At 64.7% G+C, this 18,202-nt stretch carries 21 protein-coding genes; 11 read left to right on the top strand and 10 right to left on the bottom strand.

Annotated elements, in window-relative coordinates; genetic code table 11:
• Nucleotides 1–85: 85 nt before the first annotated feature.
• The 3 genes from ACSHT2_RS13100 (at nt 86) to ACSHT2_RS13110 (ending at nt 4,039) form a co-directional block, all read left to right on the top strand.
• Complete coding sequence (locus ACSHT2_RS13100; RefSeq protein ID WP_440642828.1) at nt 86–583, top strand: GNAT family N-acetyltransferase; 498 nt, start codon at nt 86–88, stop codon at nt 581–583.
• 226 nt (nt 584–809) lie between these two features.
• Entirely contained in the window at nt 810–2,321 is a 1,512-nt protein-coding gene (locus ACSHT2_RS13105; RefSeq protein WP_440641922.1) for an ATPase domain-containing protein, read from the top strand.
• On the top strand, nt 2,321–4,039 hold the full coding sequence (locus tag ACSHT2_RS13110; RefSeq protein ID WP_440641923.1) for an ATP-binding protein: 1,719 nt from the start codon (nt 2,321–2,323) through the stop codon (nt 4,037–4,039). Before ACSHT2_RS13105 ends, ACSHT2_RS13110 begins: the two co-directional genes overlap by 1 nt.
• A gap of 32 nt (nt 4,040–4,071) precedes the next feature.
• On the opposite strand, the gene ACSHT2_RS13115 is transcribed toward ACSHT2_RS13110, so the two are convergent.
• The 5 genes from ACSHT2_RS13115 to ACSHT2_RS13135 all read right to left on the bottom strand — a co-directional run bounded on the left by ACSHT2_RS13115 (nt 4,072) and on the right by ACSHT2_RS13135 (nt 10,809).
• Nucleotides 4,072–4,314 carry a hypothetical protein gene (locus ACSHT2_RS13115; protein ID WP_124159956.1) on the bottom strand — a complete coding sequence of 81 codons (243 nt, stop codon included), beginning with the start codon at nt 4,312–4,314 and terminating at the stop codon, nt 4,072–4,074.
• 47 nt (nt 4,315–4,361) lie between these two features.
• Nucleotides 4,362–5,486: a DUF2336 domain-containing protein gene (locus tag ACSHT2_RS13120; RefSeq protein WP_440641924.1), complete on the bottom strand. Its 1,125-nt coding sequence runs from the start codon at nt 5,484–5,486 to the stop codon at nt 4,362–4,364.
• Nucleotides 5,487–5,581: 95 nt separating this feature from the next.
• Nucleotides 5,582–5,779: a hypothetical protein gene (locus ACSHT2_RS13125; RefSeq protein WP_440641925.1), complete on the bottom strand. Its 198-nt coding sequence runs from the start codon at nt 5,777–5,779 to the stop codon at nt 5,582–5,584.
• 41 nt (nt 5,780–5,820) lie between these two features.
• Nucleotides 5,821–9,447, bottom strand: coding sequence for an AsmA family protein (locus ACSHT2_RS13130; RefSeq protein WP_440641926.1), 3,627 nt, complete (start codon nt 9,445–9,447; stop codon nt 5,821–5,823).
• 132 nt (nt 9,448–9,579) lie between these two features.
• Nucleotides 9,580–10,809, bottom strand: a complete 1,230-nt coding sequence (locus ACSHT2_RS13135; protein WP_440641927.1) for a cytochrome P450 — start codon at nt 10,807–10,809, stop codon at nt 9,580–9,582.
• Nucleotides 10,810–10,939: 130 nt separating this feature from the next.
• Between ACSHT2_RS13135 and ACSHT2_RS13140 the strand changes: the two genes are divergently transcribed.
• Both ACSHT2_RS13140 and ACSHT2_RS13145 read left to right on the top strand, forming a co-directional pair.
• Nucleotides 10,940–11,551, top strand: a complete 612-nt coding sequence (locus tag ACSHT2_RS13140; RefSeq protein ID WP_440641928.1) for a TetR/AcrR family transcriptional regulator — start codon at nt 10,940–10,942, stop codon at nt 11,549–11,551.
• 142 nt (nt 11,552–11,693) lie between these two features.
• A complete protein-coding gene (locus tag ACSHT2_RS13145; protein WP_440642829.1) occupies nt 11,694–12,611 on the top strand; it encodes a catalase in 918 nt (305 codons plus the stop codon).
• Nucleotides 12,612–12,620: 9 nt separating this feature from the next.
• Here ACSHT2_RS13145 and ACSHT2_RS13150 read toward each other — a convergent pair whose 3' ends face one another.
• A complete protein-coding gene (locus ACSHT2_RS13150) occupies nt 12,621–13,553 on the bottom strand; it encodes a helix-turn-helix domain-containing protein (RefSeq protein WP_440641929.1) in 933 nt (310 codons plus the stop codon).
• A gap of 420 nt (nt 13,554–13,973) precedes the next feature.
• Nucleotides 13,974–14,300 carry a hypothetical protein gene (locus ACSHT2_RS13155; RefSeq protein WP_440641930.1) on the bottom strand — a complete coding sequence of 109 codons (327 nt, stop codon included), beginning with the start codon at nt 14,298–14,300 and terminating at the stop codon, nt 13,974–13,976.
• Between the two features lie 361 nt (nt 14,301–14,661).
• Between ACSHT2_RS13155 and ACSHT2_RS13160 the strand changes: the two genes are divergently transcribed.
• The 3 genes from ACSHT2_RS13160 (at nt 14,662) to ACSHT2_RS13170 (ending at nt 15,625) form a co-directional block, all read left to right on the top strand.
• Nucleotides 14,662–14,928, top strand: coding sequence for a hypothetical protein (locus ACSHT2_RS13160; protein ID WP_440641931.1), 267 nt, complete (start codon nt 14,662–14,664; stop codon nt 14,926–14,928).
• A complete protein-coding gene (locus ACSHT2_RS13165) occupies nt 14,921–15,217 on the top strand; it encodes a hypothetical protein (RefSeq protein WP_440641932.1) in 297 nt (98 codons plus the stop codon). The genes ACSHT2_RS13160 and ACSHT2_RS13165 overlap by 8 nt, the downstream gene beginning before the upstream one ends.
• A gap of 129 nt (nt 15,218–15,346) precedes the next feature.
• Nucleotides 15,347–15,625, top strand: a complete 279-nt coding sequence (locus tag ACSHT2_RS13170) for a DUF1488 domain-containing protein (protein ID WP_440641933.1) — start codon at nt 15,347–15,349, stop codon at nt 15,623–15,625.
• A 73-nt stretch (nt 15,626–15,698) separates the two neighbouring features.
• Here ACSHT2_RS13170 and rpsU read toward each other — a convergent pair whose 3' ends face one another.
• The gene (rpsU, locus tag ACSHT2_RS13175) at nt 15,699–15,974 is read right to left on the bottom strand and encodes a 30S ribosomal protein S21 (protein ID WP_440641934.1); all 276 of its coding nucleotides are present in this window, start codon (nt 15,972–15,974) and stop codon (nt 15,699–15,701) included.
• Between the two features lie 439 nt (nt 15,975–16,413).
• Between rpsU and ACSHT2_RS13180 the strand changes: the two genes are divergently transcribed.
• From ACSHT2_RS13180 to ACSHT2_RS13190, 3 genes are all read left to right on the top strand, one after another.
• The gene (locus ACSHT2_RS13180) at nt 16,414–16,623 is read left to right on the top strand and encodes a cold-shock protein (protein WP_124160095.1); all 210 of its coding nucleotides are present in this window, start codon (nt 16,414–16,416) and stop codon (nt 16,621–16,623) included.
• Between the two features lie 97 nt (nt 16,624–16,720).
• Nucleotides 16,721–16,963, top strand: coding sequence for a transcriptional regulator (locus ACSHT2_RS13185; RefSeq protein WP_440641935.1), 243 nt, complete (start codon nt 16,721–16,723; stop codon nt 16,961–16,963).
• Nucleotides 16,964–17,014: 51 nt separating this feature from the next.
• Nucleotides 17,015–17,236, top strand: coding sequence for a hypothetical protein (locus ACSHT2_RS13190; RefSeq protein ID WP_440641936.1), 222 nt, complete (start codon nt 17,015–17,017; stop codon nt 17,234–17,236).
• Nucleotides 17,237–17,274: 38 nt separating this feature from the next.
• Here ACSHT2_RS13190 and ACSHT2_RS13195 read toward each other — a convergent pair whose 3' ends face one another.
• Nucleotides 17,275–17,487, bottom strand: a complete 213-nt coding sequence (locus tag ACSHT2_RS13195; protein WP_440642830.1) for a DUF6894 family protein — start codon at nt 17,485–17,487, stop codon at nt 17,275–17,277.
• Nucleotides 17,488–17,689: 202 nt separating this feature from the next.
• Entirely contained in the window at nt 17,690–18,112 is a 423-nt protein-coding gene (locus ACSHT2_RS13200; RefSeq protein ID WP_440641937.1) for a hypothetical protein, read from the bottom strand.
• Nucleotides 18,113–18,202 lie beyond the last annotated feature (90 nt).

The raw sequence follows: 18,202 nt of genomic DNA on the forward strand, positions 1-18,202 counted from the left end.
GCACCGTCGGGCAAAACAGCGGCATAATGGGATCATCGGCCCGTTACGGCATGGCGACCTTCTCGAGATGCGCCCATCCGGCTCCATCGATCGCTTCGTCACCGAACGACTGGCCGCCGAACGACTGCGCGAGGATCATCTCGCTGATCTCGTCGCATTGCATCTCGATCCCGAGGTGTCTCGTTATCTCGGCGGCGTGCGCTCGGCCGAGACAACGAAAGCCTATCTCGACGTCAACATGGCGCATTGGGACCGGTACGGCTTTGGGCTGTGGGCGCTGCGAACGAGCGACGGGGCGTTCGCAGGACGGGCGGGCCTCCGGCACATCCTCGTCGATGGCATCGACGAGATCGAGATCGCCTACGCGTTCACGCGCAGTCTCTGGAGCCGGGGATTTGCCGGTGAGATCGCGACCGCGATGACGCGCATCGGGCTGTCGCAACTCGCGCTGCAATCCCTCATCGGCCTGGTGTCTGTCGGGAACGCTGCATCGCGCCGCGTGCTGGAGAAATCGAACTACTTTCCCGAGCGGAGCACGAACCACCACGGCGAGGACGTGGTGATCTACCGCATCCGGCCGTGAACGTCACAATCACCGGATTGAAACACGCTGAAGTCCGGACCTGCTTGTGTTCAATCTTGAACCGACAGAACAAGAGTCATCCGCACCCATTTCCGAACGGCAGGACACGGGTCGCCGGAACCCGGCCGCTGCTGAAGAGTTCCTTGTACGGACCTGTCTTGGTCCAGCCCAGCTTGTGATGCTTGGGGCAAGCAGCGGGCTTCCAGAACATGCGTAAGGGGGTTCAATGACTGAGCCATCCCGGGCCGCTCCAGACAGCGCCCTCAAGGATCTACCGAGAGTTTCCACCGGCAGTGACGGCCTGGATGACATTCTGGGCGGCGGCTTCGACGCCAATCGTATGTATCTGTACGAGGGGCGGCCGGGCACGGGCAAAACCACGATTGCGCTCCAATTCCTTCTCTGCGGCGTGCGTGACGGCGAACGCGTGCTCTATATTTCCCTGTCCGAAACCAAGCGGGAGCTGACGGTGGTCGCACAGCGGCACGGCTGGTCCCTGCAAGGGGTGGACATATTCGAGCTGGTCCCGCCCGAGACCACGCTCGATCCGGACCGGGAGCTCACGGTCTTCCATCCCGCCGAAATGGAGTTGAGCGAAACGACCGGTCTGATCTTCAAGGAGGTCGAGCGGATCAACCCCACGCGCGTCGTGCTCGACAGCCTCTCCGAACTGCGTCTGCTTGCCCAGAACCCGCTTCGTTACAGGCGTCAGGTGCTGGCCTTGAAGCATTTCTTCACCAACCGCAATTGCACGGTCGTGCTCCTCGACGATCTCTCGTCCTCCCAGGACGATCTGCAACTGCATTCGATCGCGCACGGCGTCGTCATGCTCGAACAGCTCGCGATCGATTACGGGGCAGAGCGACGACGGATCCGCGTGATCAAGATGCGCGGCATTCGATTCCGCGGCGGCTTCCACGACTTCACGATTGCAAAGGGCGGGTTGCGCATCTTCCCGCGCCTCGTGGCGGCCGAGCATCACAAACCGTTTCCCGGCGAGTTCACGCCCAGCGGCAATCCCGAGCTGGACCAACTCCTCGGAGGCGGGCTTGAGCGCGGCACCAACGCCCTGTTCATCGGCGCTGCCGGAGTGGGCAAATCCACGCTCGCGCTCACTTATGCGATAGCGGCCGCGGAACGTGGCGAGCACGCTGCGTTTTTTGCCTTCGATGAAGGCCGCGGCACCGTGGAAGCTCGCGCCCGGACGCTTGGCCTGCCTCTCGAAAAGCACATCGAGTCCGGCCTTATTCGGTTCCAACAGATCGATCCAGCCGAGCTGTCGCCGGGCGAGTTCGCGGCAACCCTGCGCCGGAGCGCGGAAATTGACAACGCCCGCGTCGTCATCATCGACAGCCTGAACGGTTACCTGAACGCGATGCCGGACGAGCGGTTTCTCATCCTGCAAATGCACGAACTGCTGACCTACCTGGCGCAGCAGGGCGTGCTCACCATCCTGATCCTCGCTCAGCACGGACTGGTCGGTCCGATGGATACGCCGCTCGACATCAGCTATTTGAGCGACGCAGTGCTCATGCTGCGCTATTTCGAGTCCGGCGGATCGGTGCGGCGCGCCTTGTCCGTCGTCAAGAAGCGCAGCGGCAACCACGAGCACACCATCCGCGAGTTTCGGCTCGGCAGCGCCGGTGTCAAGCTCGGCCCGCCCCTCACGGACTTCATGGGCATCTTTTCGGGCAATCCGCGTTATACCGGCACGGACATCCCCGAAGGATCGGCCTGATGAGCGCCGACCGCGGTCATCGTGTTCTCATTTTCGCTCCGATCGGCCGCGACGGGCCGGCGTCGGCCGAGCTTTTCCGCGGTGCGAGCCTCGAAGCGGCCAACTGCCGAAGTCTGCCCGAACTCGTCAGCGAGATGAGTGCCGGCGTGGGCGCGGTCTTCCTTGCAGAGGAGGGACTGTTCGGGAAAGACACGGCGCCGCTCGCTGAATGGATCGCGAGTCAGCCGCCATGGTCCGACCTCCCCTTTGTCGTTCTCACCAGTCATCGAGAGCAGCCCGCGGTCGTCGCATGGCGCCGCGATGTCGTCGCCCTGCTTCGCAACGTTTCGCTGCTCGAACGACCGGTCCAGCCGATCACGCTGACCAGCGCGGTTCAATCGGCGATGCGGGCGCGGCGGCGGCAATATGAAATCCGGGCCCTGATCGCAGCGCGCGAGCAGACTGCGCAGGAGCTCGAAAAACTGGTGGTCGAGCGCACGCGAGAGCTGGAGGAGGCCAACGAGCAACTGCGTCTGGAAATGAACGAGCGCGCTCGCGTCGAGGAGACGCTTCGCCAGGCGCAGAAAATCGAGGCCATCGGCCAGCTCACCGGCGGCGTCGCGCACGACTTCAACAATCTGCTGATGGTGATTTCCGGCGGCCTCGACATGCTCGACCGCCAGACAGATCCGAACCGGCGCCGGCGTCTGATGGACGGGATGATCCAGGCCGCGCAGCGCGGCGCCAGCCTGACCAAGCAGCTGCTGGCATTCTCGCGCCGGCAGAGGCTGCGCCCGGAAGCCGTCGACGTCGCCATGCAGATCGGCGGCATGCGCGAGCTGCTCGATCGAAGCCTGCGAGGCGACGTCCACGTCGAATTCGATTTCCCGGATACGCTTTGGCCGGTGGAGGTCGATCCCGGCGAGCTCGAGCTGGTCATTCTCAATCTGGCCGTCAATGCCCGGGATGCGATGCCCAACGGCGGCACCATCGTCGTCCGCGGCGAGAATCTGCCCGATCTGAATGACGGGGAGATCGCCGGCGACTATGTTCGGCTGTCGGTCATCGATACGGGCGTCGGTATGCCTCCGGAAATCCTGTCGCGGGTCTTCGAGCCGTTCTTCACGACCAAGGACGTTGGCAAAGGGTCCGGACTGGGGCTCGCGCAGGTCCACGGGTTTGCGACCCAGTCACGCGGGACGGTCCGCATCAGATCGCAAGTCGATCAGGGCACCAGCATCGAGCTGTACATGCCCCGCTCGTTGAATCTCGCTTCCAAGCAACGACACTTGATCGATTTCAACAGGGCGGTACGGCCGAAGAAGAACGGCCAGGGCCAAATCCTGCTGGTCGAAGATGACGACGAGGTGGCCGCACTCGTTGGCGAGATGCTTGGTCAGCTCGGCTACGAAGTCACGCGGGCCGCCAGCGCTGCAGCTGCTCTCGGTGCTCTGGCCGATGGTCGCTCTGTCGATCTCATCTTTTCGGACATCATGATGCCGGGCGGCATGAATGGCGTGGAACTCGCGCGGGAGATCAGGAGGCGGCGCAGCGACATACCCGTGCTGCTGACCAGCGGATACGCCGAGGTCGCGATCCATGAAGCCGAAACGGCGGGTATCCGGATTTTAGCCAAGCCGTATCACATCGACGAGCTGGCCGCGGCGCTGAACGCCGCGAAGTCGACGCTTGAAACTGATATGCAATCCAGACGCTCCGGCTCTTTGCTGAACAATTGAGGTTCGGTGCGCCGGGCAGGATTGACCGACGCCTACCGGAAGTACCCCAGCACGAGATCGACATCCGAGCTGCCGGCGACCGTGCCGTTCAGCTCGGCATCGATGACGCGACGGCAGGCTTCGACGGCGGCGTGGTCGCCGAGATCGTTGGCGGCTTCCAGCACGAGCCAGGCGGCGTCCACCGACGCCTTGTCCGGTGCTCCGCCGCCGAGATCGGCGGTGACGGCATTGCCCAGGTTTTTCTTGCGAACGGCGGTGCCGAATTGAGGCAACATTGCAAATACTCCCCTTCGAATTCCGGGATGATGCTCAGTACACCCGACTAGTGGACCTGGAGCTCGGGCTGACGGCCCGTGACGGTCTCGGCACCCGCGCCATTCTTGCGCGACTGGTAGAACTTCAGGATGCTGCGCGAGGTCTCGATCTTGAGCCGGCCGTACTCGCGCTCGTTGTCCTGGAGCTCGCGCGCCGTGATCAGATGATCCTTGGCGCCGAGGAACAAGAGCGACATCGTCGTGTCCCAGGAGAATTCGAGCGCCTTGCACAACACCAGGATCATCTCGCGGTTACGGTCCATCAGCGCGCGCTCGATCACGTCGACGGGCAGTGACGAGAGCAGCGACAGGCCGATCTGCACCTCGTCGAAACGGTGCTGGCGCGCATAGTTCGAGATGGAATCCTGATTGAGGTTGCCCTGCCGATACTGCGTCGTGACCACGCGCTTGGCGACGAAATAGCTGCGCGAGGACGGGCCGAACTTGGACTGGAGATCGCCGGTGAGCTCGGTCACCGAGCTCTGGATCTGCGCCATCATCTCGGGCCTCTCGACCCCGAGGCGGCGGCGGACGTCTTCCGACGCCTTCGAGATGAGCTGCTGGAAGATGTGGCGCGGCACGTCCTTGCGCAAGCCAAGCTGTTCGGCGAGAATCGAATCGCCCTCGGCGCGGCGGACCATGTGCAACAGGCCCGATCCGGAGAAGCGCGCGCCGTCGTTCCTGGCCACCGACGTCACGACCTCCTGGTTACCGCGCTTGACCAGCACGTCGGTCACGGCTTCGCCGATCGACTTGCGCTGGGCGATCGCGAGCAGATGCGACTGGCTCTTGGTCAGGGCACTTTCGACCAGCATCTTCTCGTCGAGACGATTGGACTCGCGCAGCACGGGACCTGCGACCTCGATCTCGTCGTCGAGCGCGAGCTTTTCGATGACGTTGAGCGGCGCGTGATCGCAGGCCGCCATCAGCTCCGAGAGCTGCGCCCGCGCGGCGACCTCGATCTCCTCGGCGAGCCGGCCGATGACCTCGCCGAACGTGGAGATCTCGTCGTCGCTGTAGCGGCCGGTGATCAGAATATCGGTCGCGTGCCACAACGCCTTCGCCCGGCTTTCGTCGGTGCCGCGCGCGATCGCGTCGTCCAGATCCTGCAGAAGCGATTTCGCCCCGTTCATCTCTATTCACCCCAGTTCTTGGTAAGCCGTCCCGCCGCTCCTGGCGCGACGCCGAATTCCTCTGGGAACCGACGCTAGAGATGAAACGCGAGAATTCAGTAAAATCGGCAAATCAGTTTTGCCGACGAAAATTCATTCAAATGCGAGGGAATGGATTTACCGGCGGGCAAGGCGCGCACTTGCGATGAGGCCTTCGCAAATGCCTGCTCCACGTCATGGCCGGGCTCGTCCCGGCCATCCACGCCTCCCCGCGGGGCATGAAGAACGTGGATGCCCGGGACAAGCCCGGGCATGACGACCTTCCTTTCAGGGCAGCGAGGCGCTCGCCTCCACCTCACGGATGCTGCGGGGTCAGCACCAGCGGCGGCTTCGGCCTGGGCTTGGCGGGCGGCGGGCCCGGAGCAGGCTTCACCTCGATCGGCGGCGGCAGAGGCGCGGCCTGCTGGCTTGCGAGCGGCGGGCTGGGCGCGGCGGGAGCGGCCTGCGGCGCCCGCGGGGTCGGCGCGGGCCTCGATTCCACCTTGGGCTTCGCCGGCATGCGGCGCGGGTCCTGACCCGGCAGCGGCACATTGGCCGGCGCCTGCTCAGGCGCTGCATCTGGAGACACCAGCGTCGGCAGCGCAGCGGTGGCCGGCGGCGGCTCGCCGCGTTCGATGGCATCGAGCCGACGCGTCTCGCGATCGATCGTGCGCACCGCAAGCCACGACGACAGCGGCGTGAGGTCGATGGTGCGGCTCAGCTTGTCGGGGGGCCCTGCCGCGAACAGCTGGATCTCCGGCGGCGCGCCGGAGAGGCCGGTCATGATCGGCGTCAGGCTGGCGCGGATGTCGGCCTGGTCGGCGGGAATGTCGTAGCCTCCGGAGACGATGGCGCGGGCGTTCTTGGCCTCGAGCGGCGTCGCACCGACGCGCAGGCGGCCGTCGCGGATCGTGAACGGGATCTGCACCGAGGCGATCGCAATGGGCCCCGCCGACAGCGCGGGCTCGACGAGCTGCCGCAGGCGGTTGTCGTCGGCGACCTGGCCGCCGTCACTGGCGCGGATGGCGATCTCGAAGGCACGCGGATTGAGGCCACTGATTTCGGCGGATTCGAGCGTCACCGTGCCGTTGCCGGCGAGCGCGCCGGTCAAAGCCGCGACGCTGCGGCCCTGGCTGGTCAGCGCCATCTGCACCGAGGCGCGCCCCTTGGGCAGCGCGAGGTCGCGATAGCGCAGCGTCGCCGCATCGACATTGCCGAGCTCGATGCGCGCGTTCAGCGCAAGACCATTCGCGCCGTTGCGCGCGTCGAGGCTCGCGGACATCTCGCCGCCACCGACGCCGCCCTTGAGCGCATCGAGCGCGAGCGACTGCCCGTCGCTCCGGATCGTGCCGCCGAAGGGGCGCAGCTCGATGCCGCCCGGCAGCGTTCCGCGCAGGGCCTGGAAGGCGACGCGGCCGCGCCAGCCGCCGACGAGCCCCGGACTGAACGGCTCGCCGGACTCATGTCCGGCCGCGCCGATCGCGATTGCGAGCGCCGGCGCAAGATCGAGCGAGTCGAGGCCGACCTCGCCGTCGACGCTCTTCTCCTGATCGAGCATCACCGAAAGATGCCCGCGCAGATGCGAGCCCGCTGCATTGCCGTCGAGATCGTCGAACGTCAGGCGATTGCCCGAGAGCGTCAGGCGGGACGACAGGCTGACATTCCGCGCCGATTTGTCGGCCGGGCTGGTGCCGAGCAGCGGCGCCAGATTGACGTTGCGCACGCGCAGGTTCACGCTCGCCTTCGGCTCCGACAACTCGAGGCTGCCTTGCGCATCCGCATCGAGCCCGCCGCCACTGAGCTTTGCGTTCAATTGCAGCGGTCGCCGCCAGGCGCCGCTCAGCCGGCCTTCGAACTGCGAGGCGCCCTCGCCCGCGGCCACGACGCCATCGAGCCCGAGCAGCGCCAGCAGCGCGCCGGCCTGCGATGACGAGCCCTTCGTGTCCAAGGTGAAGTCGCTGTTGCGCAACCTTTCGAGGTCGATCCCTCCGATGGCGGCCGCCGGCGTCTGCGCCGCCAGCGTCGCCGTGGCCTTGAGCTGCGGCGCGTCGAGGTCGAGCACGATTCGGGCATTGCTGCGATCGGCATGCTCCGTGTTCTTGTCCAGGCTGAGATCGAGCTTGAGACGGGTCGCGCCAGGCAATGACGGGAGCGCATCGACGCGCGCGCGCACCGCGGGTGCAAACGGCTCGATCAGCGCGGTGAGCTCACGCAGCGAATTGGCCGAGGATTTCAACGCGAGCTTGCCGGTGGCTTTGGTGCGGTCGAAGCTGCCGCTCGCCTCCGTGGTCACGCCGCTGGCCTGCCCGAAGCGCAATTGCTCCAGCGACAGCGATGCGGGGCTGTAGGCGAGCTTGGCCGCGAACGGCCGCAGCTCCTGACCGGCGGAGATCGCGCGGCCGATAGCGAGCGAGAGTTTCGCCTCTTCCGGCCACTCGCCCTGCGGCCCCGCGAGCGCGCGCACGAAACTCGCGGCGGCATCGAGGTCGAGCCGGTCGGCCTTGAGCTCCGCGTCGATCCGCGAGCCCTTGCTCGCACCGGTCTGCACGAAGGCGATGCGACCTTCGACGGCGCCGCCGTCGATGTCGGCCTTCAGCCTGTCGATGGCGAGGTGATTGGCGGCGATGGTCACGTCGCCGGCGAGGCGCAGCGGCCGCGTGCTGCGGCGGCCGATCTCGCTGCGACCCTGGAGCCAGGCCACCAGCGTGTCCGGATCGGACGATTCGACGCTGAGCCGGCCGCTGAAACTGTCGGCGCCGGGAGCCGCGCCATTGAGCGAGAGCTGCGTCATGCCGGGCGCGCGCAGCTCGAACCGCCGGAAGGTCCAGGACCGTCCGTCGGTCTGAAGCTCGGCCGCGATGTTCTGAAGCGGACGACCGCCGAGCATGATCTGATCTGCGTTGAACTCGATCTGCGCCGGGATCGGCACCTGCGGGATCGCCGCAAGGCCCGCCCGCAGCGCCGGCATGACGCGCTGCGGATCGGCATCACCCTTGGCCGTCAGCCTGTCGGCATCGACCTGCCGCGCCGACAGCACCGCGCGCAGCAGCGGCGAGGCGCCGAACCTGAGATCACCGACGCCGCCGAGCTTCAGCGCGGCGTCTTCGGTGCCGAAGCTCGCGTCGATCTGCTCGAATTTCGCGCCGGCCGGATCGGCCTTGAGCCTGGTCGCGAGCTTCCAGGGCGTCGGCCCCGCCTCGCCCGCCTTCTTTGTCGCGGGCACGGCGAGCGTCAGCGCGCCGTCGAATTTCGGCTGGCGATTGTCGAAGGCGAGCACGCCTTCGAGATCGGCGAGGATGGCGCGCTCGCCGGGATCGATGTTGAGGTGCAGACGGGTCGCGCTGCCGTCGGCGCTCGGCCCGGAGGAGACGCGGAACGGGTAGCGCACCCCGGCAGTGCTGAAACTGCCGTCGCCCCGCACCGAGCCCGCGAGCGAGCGCACGTCGCCGGAGAACGCGATGTCGCTCAATTCCAGCGTCGAGCGGCTGGCGGCGTCATGCAGGGCGATGCGGCCGGTGAGATTCAGCCGCTCGATGGCGAGGGATGCCAGATTGAAGGTGCCGCTCGCGATCGACGGCAAGTCGACCCGCCCGCGCGCATCCAGGCCGAGATCGACCGCCATGCCGCCCACCGAAAGCTCGGTGGCGCGCCATTCGCCGCGCATCAGGGAGCCCAGGCTGAACTCGACGTCGAGCTTGTCGGCGCGTAGGCGACCGAGATCGTTGTTGCCGCCGAAGGTGACCTGGCGCAGCCGCAGCGTCGGCGCCGGCAGCAGCCGCGCGTCGAGCTCGCCCGCCACCCGCACCGGCACGCCGATGATCTTGCCAGCCTCCGCCTCGAACTGGGGCCTGAACTGGTTCCAGTCGATGTAGTAAGGCCCGATCAGCGCGGCCAGCAGCGCAATAATGAAGGCAATCGCCAATCCGAGCAGCGTCGTCTGCACGGGTCTCCCCTCGGCCAAACCGGCCCGGGCCGAACCTGAGGGCCTCAGGCGCGCCGGAACAGCCCCTTATATAGAGGGAAGTGTGGCGAAGTCACAGCGACTGTTGCGCGCGGAGGTTAACGCTGGCGCGCCTCACCAGCTCGCCGGCAGCCGCTTCAGGCCGCGCAGCACGAAGGTCGGCCGCCATTCCGGGTTTTCGACGTCGTCGATGCGCAAGTCGGGCAGCCGCCGCAGCAGCGTGGCGATGGCGATCTCGGCCTCGATGCGCGCCAGCTGGGCACCCAGGCAGAAATGGATGCCGCCGCCGAACGACAGCGGCTTCACGTTCTGGCGGGTGACGTCCAGCCGGTCGGGCCGGTCAGGATAGACCGCGGGATCCCGGTTGGCCGAGCCGAGCAGGCACAGCACGCTCTCGCCCTTGGGAATCTCCACGCCGCCGAGGTCGACATCCTCCAGCGCGACGCGCCCCGTCATCTGCACCGAGGAATCGTAGCGCAGGAATTCCTCGATCGCGCCCTCCATCAGCTCCGGCCGCGCCTTGAGCAGCGCAAGCTGATCCGGATTGCGGTGGAGCGCGAGCAGGCCGTTGCCGATCAGGTTGACCGTGGTCTCGTGGCCTGCGCCGAACAAGAGGATGATGTTGGCGGTCAGTTCCTCGTTGGTGAGCTTGTTGCCGTCCTCCTCGGCCTGCACGAGCTGGGTGATGAGGTCATCCCCGGGAGTGCGGCGGCGCAACTCGAACAATTGCTGGAAATACATCTGCGCCATCAGGTTGCCGGCGTTGCCTTGGCTGATCTCCTCCGCGGACAAGGGCACAGGGTCGAGCAGCCGCCCGCCGTCGCGTGAGCTCTTGTAGAACACCTCGCGGTGCTCCTCGGGGATGCCGAGCATGTCGCAGATGATGGTGACGGGCAGACGGAAGGCGAAATCCTCGATCAGGTCCATGTGGCCGCGATCGATCACGGCATCGATGGCCTGGTCGACGATCTCCTGGATCCGCGGCCGCATATCCTCGACCCGGCGGGCGGTGAAGGCCTTTACCACGAGGCCGCGCAGGCGGGTGTGGTCCGGAGGATCGGCTTGCAGCATCCAGTAGCTCATGCTGCGAAACACCGGCTCGTTCATGATCTCGGGGCCGTAGCGTCGCGTGGTGCGCTCGACGAAATCCTTGCCGAAGCGCTTGTCGCGCATCACGAGGCTGACGTCGGCGTGGCGGCTGGTGACGAACTGGCCGAACGGCGTCACATGGATGGGATCGAGGGTGCGCAGCCGGTCGTAATGCGGATAGGGATCGCGGATGAAGTCCGGCGAGAGCGGGTTGAACAGCGGTCCGCCGCCGGCGCCTTGCACGTGCTCGTTCATGGTGACCTCAGACCGGTTGCCGCATGAATCGAATACGCCGGGCAGCCCCTCATGCGCAGCGTAACCATCCCTGTATTTTCCAACTCGATACATTGTTGTATCGAACTGCAGTCTGCCCTAACCTGTGCCGATGTCAAGGGTGAGAACGAGACCGACCAGGGACGACACGCGCGACAGACTGTTCGAGGCGGCCGCGCGCGTGTTCGAGCAGGACGGCATCGGCGGCGCCAGCATCGAGGCGATCGCGGCGGCGGCGGGTTTTACCCGCGGGGCGTTCTATTCGAACTTCAAGAGCAAGGACGAATTGATCATCGCCATGCTCGAGGACCATGTCGAGCAGTCGATCCGGCGCAACATGGACATCCTCGCGCAGCACGACAATCTCGACGATTTCATCGCGGCGCTGAAGACAATGGATCGCAGCCGGCAGGATCCGCTCGGCCGCTCGCCCCTCCTCCACATGGAGATGATCCTGTTCGTCGCACGCGCCGAGAAGCGCCGCCCGGAGCTTGCCAAGCGCCTGCGTGCGCGGCGCAAGCTGGTCGCCGACATCGTCGAGGCGACATTGAAGAGCAACGGGCGCAACGACAATCTGAACCCGCCATGGATGGCCTCCATCGTGCTCGCGCTGGAAGACGGCTTTCGCCTGCACCGGCTGATCGATCCGGAGACGACGCCGGCCGACAGTTTCCTGCGCGCGATCACGGATCTCAGGCGGAGGACGGGATTGGCCTCTGCCTAGCGGGATTCTTCAGAGCGCGACCCGAGCCAGCGAGCTGCGAGATTTGTCGCAGGATCGGACAAGGCATGTCCGCTTTGGGAAAGACGTTTCGATCCGCCCGGCGCCACAAACAAGCCCATCGCTCGAATCCAAAGGTTCCGTTCTGCCTCAGCTCCCGAACGGCGCAGCCACACCGATGTCCGTTGTCGATGTCCTGAGGGCGGTTGCCGGTCTTCCGCCAAAGGCGCGCGCGAGCTTTTGCTGGGGCCAATACGTTCGCGGCACCTATGCCCCCTCGGATCAGGCCAAGGAAATCACCAGGTCCCGCAGCTTCACCATGCCCTCCCGGGTGCTGGCGCGCCTCTCGGCGGACGGTGTCTCCCCCAACGCGGTCGATACTGACGGTCGCGCGCTGCGCGGCTTCAGCTTCCGGCTCGGCAGCGGCAATCACCGTTCCGAGCTTCTGACCCAGAGCGCCCCGGTTCATTTCGCCAGAACGCTCGACCAGATGCTGGCCTTCCTGCAGGCGCGCATGCCGGGACCGGACGGCAAGCCGGACATGGCCCGGCTCGAGGCATTCTCCGCCGCCAATCCCGAAACGCTGCGCCAGGCAAGCTACCTTGCCGCGAATCCGCCGCCGGCAAGCCTCGCCTGCACGACCTATTGGGGCGTGCACGCCTTTCCCGCAACGAACGCGAAGGGCGAGACACGGTTCATCAAGTTCAAGGTCGCGCCGGTCGGCGAAGAACGCAGGTCGGCCGAGGACGCGGCCAAGTTCACCGGCTTGCTGCGCGATCTCGAATCCCGCATTGCGGCGCGCGATGTCAGGTTCAGCGTGATGGCGCTACTGGACCGTCCCGGCGATCCCGTCATGGACGTGACCATCCGTTGGCCCGACGAGGATGGACGCGAAGCGGTGCGCCTCGGAACGATCGTGATAACGGGCACTGAATCAAACGAAGCGCGCGACGCGTCCGTGTTCAATCCAGCCAATCTTGCCGAAGGCATCGGCCATCCGCCGGACGAGATATTTGCGGCGCGGCGCGACGCCTACGCCATCTCTCAGACCAGGCGCCGCTGAGCGGAGGAGTCACGTTTCGCCGTCCGGCACGCCTTGCGCCTCACGGCGCCACATTCCCGGGCTGATGCCGACCACCGAGGAAAACACCCGGGTGAAGTGGCTTTGATTGGCGAACCCGGCCGATACCGCGATCTCCGCCAGCGACAGGTCGCGCACCGTCATCAATTGCTTGGCCGTGTCCACGCGCTGGCGCAGCAGCCATTGATGCGGCGGCAGGCCGGTGGAGACGCGAAATGCGCGCGAAAAATGACTGACCGAGAGATCGAACTCGGCTGCGATCTTTTCCAGTGAAAGCTTTCCGCGGAGATCGGACTCCAGCCTTTCGCAAGCCCGCTTCACCTGCCAGGGGGCAAGGCCGCCGCGCGCCGGTTCGGCGGCGCGCCGCAATCCGCCGTAGGTCGTCGCGACATGCGCGGTGAGCGCGAGCATCATGTGGTCGATGAAGAGCTGGTTGGCTTCTTCAGGCTGCCGCAACGCCGCCAGGAACGACGCGCCGAGATGGCGGATCATCATATCGTCATGGCCGACGCCGGGCTGATAGGCGAGTTCACCGATCCGCGTCGCGCCGCTTTGCCTCGCCATGTCGTCCAACGCCGAACGGGGCAGATGGAAGAACAGGGAATGGAAGGGCTTGTCGATCACGTAGCGCGGATCGCGTTTCAGGTCGTACAGATATGTGGCACCGGCGCGGATATCGCTCTTGATCACGCATCGGCCGCGCTCCCAGCACTCGCAATCAGCGAAATCGCGGAATTTGAGGCTGACGAGATAGACGTCCTCCGAGGGCATCGACTCGGAAAGACGCGGGATGGGATGGTCATCGCGGGTCTCGGTGACCGCGAGCTCGGCGCTGCGCAGCGAGCGCGTAACCAGCGTTGGCGGCGCATCCTTCAAATGCAAGAACCGCTCGAGCTTCTGCGCGAAGGCGCTCGCCTGTGCCATGGGAGTGCATCTCATATATCAGCAGACCGGGGCGCGAAGGTGCCACCAGATCCGCCCAATTATCCGACTTCGGCAAGCGACGGTCCAGACTTGCGCGTTGGAACGCTAGCCGCGTGACTCCTCGCCGCAACTATCGTTCACAGGACATTTTCACAAGAGATTTCAACGAATTTTGATGCCTCTCGCGCGATCTCCGTTCAATGCCTCGACAACTCGTCGTCCGCCCATCGTGCATTTGTGAAAGCGCGCACCTGCTTGAATCATCCGTCACCGGCTGATCAATCCTGGCACGATGCCGGCCGACAGCTTCTTTGCGCGCGATCACGGAGTTGCGGCGTCGGAGGGGATCGGCGTCGCATTAGAACCTGTGCCTTCAAGCGCCGCGCGACATGTTTGTCGCGCCTCAAATGCAGCTCCTCGCTACTTCTTCTTCGCAGGTCCGAAATCCGGCTGCCATGCGACATCCTTGCGGGACGGGGCCGCGGCGATCACCTTGGCCTTGTCCTTCTTCGGCTTCTTGACTTCGCGGTTGCCGCGTTGCTGGCCCTTTGCCATGTCGCTCTCCTTTGCTGGTTTAAGTTCATCGAACTCGTTCGGCTGCAGGATCCGGCCGCGCGGGGTGCAGACCCTGACGTCCATGTAGCCCTCGCGAAGCAGTTTTTCCGCGAGGCGTAGCGCGACCGTCGCAGTCCCGCGGCCGAGATTGGAACTGCCGTATTCGTTGGTCCCGCTGACCAGATACGGCACGCGTGTTGTCCTAGCCATTGAGGACCGCGGTTGCGTACACGAGAAGCAGAGAAAAGAGCGGAACGATCATCGGCGGCACGATCCATTCCGACATTCGAACACGCGACATCGAACGCTCCTGCGAAGCCTTCGGCGGGAGCACACGTGCCCTCGATCACCGGTCGAAGCCATCGAGAAGCGCGGTGATGACGACGACCCTACGCCCGCACCGAAACAATAGCGAGCGTTAAGTGCCTCTTGCCGTCGCACCGCGACATTACCGTTCGTACGGAAACGATAATGCTGGCTATTGGCGGGCCAAAGGCGCATGCTTGCGTCAGCGGCACCGGTTGGGGCTTCACTTGCGAAAGGCAGGCCGTGCATGACCATCCGCTCGCGGCGAGAGACCGTCATCTTCAGGCATCCGTTCCACATCCGCGGCATCGAGCGCATCCTGCCGGCCGGCGCCTATGAGGTCGTCACAGACGAGGAGACGATCGAGGGCCTGACCTTCGCCGCCTATCGCCGGGTTGCCACGATGATCACCGTGCCCGCCGAAGGTGCGCTCGGTGTCATGGAGATGCTGTCGATCGGCTCTGTCGATCTTGCGAATGCGCAAGCTGCAGACGCGAGCATCGCCAATGACTGACCAGCCGGTCGATCTCGACAAGCGCCGCGGCATGGCCGCGCAAAAGGCTACCGACCTGCGCCGCGCGCTGGCCGATGTCGAGGCCCAAGTCAGAGAGCTGCGCGAGCGCGAGGCCGATCTCGAACATCGCATGATGACGGTTCCCGCTGCGTCCTGGCCGGAGGCCGCTGTGAAGGCGCGCCATCTGCTCAACCTCTATGCTGCGAGCTTGCCGACCGAGGACACGCGCCACCGCGCGCTCGTGTCAGCGCTGTTCGACGATTTCGCCCGGCTGTCCGGGGACAGCTAAGGCCAGCGACGGCCCCCGCGTTCCCGAGACGTGTCATGCCCGGCGCGAGCCGGGAAGCGGGCGCGCGGTCCCGGTCAAGGAGTGGATGGCGCGATCTCGCCGAAAAGCAAACATGTAACGGAGTTAGCCATGACGCTGACCAGCGGCCGATTTATTGATCACGAATACGACCGGATGATCGTCCGGTTCTCGATGCACGACGGCGCCAGGGAGATTCCTTGCGCGATCTCGACCTCGGCGATGGACTATCTCGAGCACGGCCCGCAGGTCAGGCCCGAGCAACGAGAAGCCCAATTCGCCCGTCTGCGGGAACGCATCGAAGCATGCGCCGCCACCAAATATCGCGCGACGGAGTTCGAAGGCACGCCGCCGGGCATCGTGCTTCGAGGCATCGATTTCAGGCCATGAGGGCGGTCGGGCATTTCGCGACGCCACAAGTGACGCAGCCGTCATGGCATGAGATCCGGAACGAAGACCGCTGCTACTCCGACCTTGCTTTGACCTCCGGCAAGGGCGGCTTGCGCTCGAAGGGCTTCTTTTTCGGTGGCGCGGGCAGCAATCCTTCCCTGATCGCCTGCTTCCGGGCGAGCTTGCGGGCGCGGCGAATGGCCTCGGACTTCTCGCGGGTCTTTCTCTCGGACGGCTTTTCGTAGGAACGGCGCTGCTTCATTTCCCGGAAGACGCCCTCGCGCTGCATCTTCTTCTTGAGAACACGGAGTGCCTGCTCAACATTGTTGTCTCTGACGAGTACGTGCAATTTGTTCCTCCTGGCCCGGGCTGAGAATGCGACACGTCCTGCAGGGCAGCCAATTGCGCAGGAGCATCATTGCGATTTTTGAGGATAGTGGCGGCGACATTGTCGCGGCTTCGGACGAGCCGATCTGCCTGTCACGGCGAGCAGCTTGGTGGCGTCAACGTGACCACTGTCGCGCAGCGCTGTCAATCGATAACGTCCTCCTTGAGGCTCGACGGACACACGCAAAGCGCCTCGATTCGGAACCGAAGAACTGGCTCGCAGAAAACAGACCGGCTTCGCTCCTTGCAAAACCGCGAAAATCATATATATTGGGGCCGTTCGATTAGCCGCTGTGCCTTGTTGAATGCGCCCGCGGGCTCCTTTTCCAATGTCATCGACGAAGTTGAAGATAACCGCGTGATTGTCGCGCGGGATGCGCTTGTGCGCTTTGGAGAAGAAAATGACGACAGGTACAGTCAAGTGGTTCAATGGCCAAAAGGGCTTCGGTTTCATTCAGCCGAGCGACGGCGGCAACGATGTGTTCGTTCACATCAGCGCCGTCGAGAGAGCTGGTCTTGCTGGTCTCGGAGAGGGCCAGAAGGTTAATTTCGAGATCAAGACCGACAAGGTGCGAGGCAAAGCGAGCGCTGAGAACCTCTCGCTGGCCTGATATCGTGGCGCCGTTTCACGGATGTACTGAAACGGCTGCTCTGCCCGCTCAATCCTGGGATTGAGCGGGTTTTGGCTGTTGTGGATCCGGGTGAGCGATGAGCACCAAGAAACCGGCAGTGCCGTCACCCGAAAGCATCGCGCGTTCCGATCGCAAGCGCCTGGCCGCCGAAGAGGGCGCGCGGGCGTTGGCAGATGTCGAAAAGCAAGCCATCGAGGTTCGCAAGAACATGGCGCGGCTCCGAGAGGTACGCGAGGCGAAGCAAGCGGCTGATGAAGCTCTTCGAACAGCTTTGCCGGCGCCTGCGCTCAAGAAGCGTTCGAGGAAGCCGGTGCGGTAGCCGTATTCAACACCGCCGGCGAAATCTGAAGAGCCGATCCCATGCCGGAGGGTGCAGATCGTGCCTAGAATCAAGCCAGACCACGGAACCATCACGTTCTTTCTCGCGTCCGGCGCCAATCGGCAGATGTGCCGGCTTGCCACGACATTCAACACGCAGAAGCAGGCCTTCAGTTACCTACAGAAGCATCGAACGGAGTTCGAGCATATGGCCCGGGCCCGCCTTGCTTCAGGAGACCTCGAAGACGGGATTGTCGTGCTTTCGATGCTCTAATCAGCTCACACACGCGAGCAAGAGCACTTTTGACGATCTCAATTGACCGGTCGAACTCTCTCGCGGAAGAATGTCGGCCTCGAGACGGGGCCGCTCGCATCCCGAACAATGACGGCCAGGCCGTCGCTGCCGTCGAACGACTCAAGCTGCTCGGCAATACCAGCAAGAGACAGCGCAGCCTCGATCTCCGCGGTCCGCCGGCTGCCCAGATCCAAACCTTCTTCTACGACGCGCGATTCCCCATCCCAGATGTCAAACTAGAACTGCGACTCTAGGTCGTCCTCTCGGACTGGCTTCGTCGTTCAGCTTCCCTCGCTAGCCGTTCAGCCTTCAGTCGTTCCCGATTTTCGTGGAAGGCCTGCTCCGCCTTCTCGTAATCAGTCGCGGGCTTCGTCGCGGGCTGCCTGAAGTGGTTGTTCGCCTCGTTCGCTGCATGCGATTGAGAATGCTGTCTCATTGCTTGTCCTCCATGTCGCTGGTGGTTCGAATTCCTCCGGTGTTGGCGGCTTCCTGGTGCTCAGCCGATTCCCGGATCGGCTTGCCGCGCTTGGACCGATCAATTCGCACGCGATCGAACTCCCCGGGGCCGTCGAGCAGATCCCGCTTGCGGACTGCCCTATCCTCCGCCGTCGTCGCCGTGTCGCCCATGCGATCGATCGCATCGCCAGCCATTTTGCGAGCGCGCCGCTTCTGGCGATCCGTATCGGTGTACAACGCAAGCCCCAGTTCCACCAAGCGGCTTATTGCCTCGGACAGGCTGGGCTTGTCGCTCTGACAAGCCATCCATGCCGTGATGGCCTTGAGCTGCGGCTGCGAAGGTCGAAAGCCTGCCGCTCGGACGGTGGCGCTGCTTTGTGGTCTTTTCATCGGACCCATGCCGTTTGCAAACAGGACATGGCGCGGTGCCCCTCCGGCGGATGTCGAGGACCAAATCGCCGGTCGCCAATGCGTTCCCTATCGGCTGCG

The sequence above is a fragment of the Bradyrhizobium sp. PUT101 genome, from assembly GCF_052043945.1.
Classification (GTDB): Bacteria; Pseudomonadota; Alphaproteobacteria; order Rhizobiales; family Xanthobacteraceae; genus Bradyrhizobium.